Here is a 1993-nt window from a genome sequence, read left to right as displayed (position 1 = left end):
GGTGCCGTTGGCGTCCAGCCCGAAGAGCATGGCCACCTCGCTCGGCGACTCGTCCTCGACCTCGGTGTGCCACAGCACGGCCTGCCACCGCTCCGGCAGCGACCGGAAGGCCCGCATCGCCATCGACTGCTCGGCCTGGTGCATGGCCCGGACGTCGGCGCCCAGCTCCAGGGTGTCGTCGTCCGGGCCCTCGGTGGTCCGAGCGGACTGCGCGGCGAACACGGCGAAGTCGTCGACCAACTGCTCCCGTCCGGCCGAGCGCGTCCAGCCCGCGGCCACCCGCCGGACCGCCGTGAGCAGGTAGGCGCGCACGGCGTGCTCGGGACCCGAACCCCCGCGCACCGCCTGGAGCATGCGGGCGAAGACCTCGGCGGTGAGGTCGTCCGCGGTGTGGGCGTCGCGGCAGCAGGTGCGCGCGTATCGGCGTACCGCGTCCGAGTGGCGCCGGAACAGCTCCTCGTAGGCCGTGTCGTCGCCCGCGCGCATGCCCTCGATCAGCTGGGCGTCGGACGACGGGACCTCGCGCGGCGGCGGCAGGACGCTGTCCTCGTGCAGCTCGCGCTGGGCCGGGACACCGGACCCCGCCGGGGGGCCGGCCTCGGCCGTACCCCCACCCGGGCCGGGCCGACTCGCGTCCGTCGGACCGCCGCCCCACGGCGACCTGGCCCGTCCGCCCTGGCCCGGCACCTGTGGTGAGTCGGCGGGTCCCGTGTCACCGGGCCCGCCTTCGCCGTCACCGAGTGACCCGCCCCGCCCGTCAACGCTCATCGCGGAAAGCCCCCGCCGCCTGCCCAGCCAGTCCGAACACGGCGCCAGAGTGCCATATTGGCTTTTGTTCAGGACTTCCGCGTGCCGATCACCACTCGTCCGTGGGGACTTGCCGTGCGGCGGTAATGACGCTCAGCCGTTCGGGGAAGGAGAAGTACCTTGCCCCCGACGGCCGCCGCGGTTCAGGAGGGACGCGACCTCAATCCCTCCAGCAGGATGTCCAGCAGCCGGGCCGAGGCCGCCGCCTGCTGCGCCGGGTCCGGCAGCGAGGGCGCTGCCGTGGCTATCACCAGCAGCACGTCCGACACCGAGACGCCCGGCCGCAGTTCGCCCGCCGCACGGGCCCGCTCCACGAGCCGGCCCACGACCTCCAGCAGCGCCGCCGCACCGTGATCGACCTCCGCGGACGCCGCGGCATCGGCCGCAGCACCGGCAGGACCGTGCTCCTCCGACACCAGCCGCAGCTCGCCCGAGCCCGGCTGTATCCGCTGCTGCGGCACCCGTGGCTCACCGGCCGGAACGGCGGCGCCGTCACCGCCCGCGCCGTCGCCGGCGGATTCCGACACCCCGACCCGCAGCACCTGCGGCGGCAGCAGCCGGCCGGCGCCCGAGGCCACCGACGTACGCAGGAAGCGGGACAGCGCCGACCACGGTTCGTCCTCCTGCCCGAGCGCCGCCCGGGCCTGGTCGGTCAGCCGCGCCGTCTCCTCCTCGGCTATCCGCCGGACCAGCACGTCCTTGCTCGGAAAGCGCCGGTACACGGTGCCGACACCGACCCGGGCGCGCCGCGCCACGTCCTCCATGGGCGCGCCGTAACCCAGCTCGCCGAAGACCTCGCGGGCCGCGCGCAGGACGTGCTCCAGATTGCGCTGGGCGTCCACGCGCAACGGAGCGTTCCGTGCCGCGTCCCCGCGTGCGCCACCCGCCGCCGCACTCATCGCGCCACCGGGCGCGACAGCCGACGCGGACGACCAATGAGAGTCCTGAACATGCATAGACAATCCCCCGGTAATGACGTCTCCCCCCGGAGACTCTCCCCGCCATCGAAAGCCGGAGTGTGCGGAACTGGCCCCTTCCGCGGTCCGCCCGTCGCGGACCGGTGAGCGCATCCCCCCGCACTCCGTCGGAAAGAACATAGTTGAGCGAGGGTCAATTCAGAAGGGGCACGTTCCGCACACTCCGGCTTTCGATGGCGGGGAGAGTCTCCGGGGGGAGACGTCATTAC

Annotated in this window: 2 protein-coding genes; both read right to left on the bottom strand. The window is 73.7% G+C overall.

From position 1 onward, the window contains the following. On the bottom strand, window positions 1-768 hold a 768-nt coding region (locus DMH12_RS38340; RefSeq protein WP_125495845.1), incomplete at its 3' end, for an RNA polymerase sigma factor. Between the two features lie 182 nt (window positions 769-950). Continuing rightward, complete coding sequence (locus tag DMH12_RS38335; protein ID WP_125495844.1) at window positions 951-1763, bottom strand: helix-turn-helix domain-containing protein; 813 nt, start codon at window positions 1761-1763, stop codon at window positions 951-953. Between the last annotated feature and the right edge of the window lie 230 nt (window positions 1764-1993).

This window comes from Streptomyces sp. WAC 04229, from assembly GCF_003947455.1.
Lineage (GTDB): Bacteria > Actinomycetota > Actinomycetes > Streptomycetales > Streptomycetaceae > Streptomyces.
This window is presented reverse-complemented; position numbering and strand designations above follow the sequence as displayed.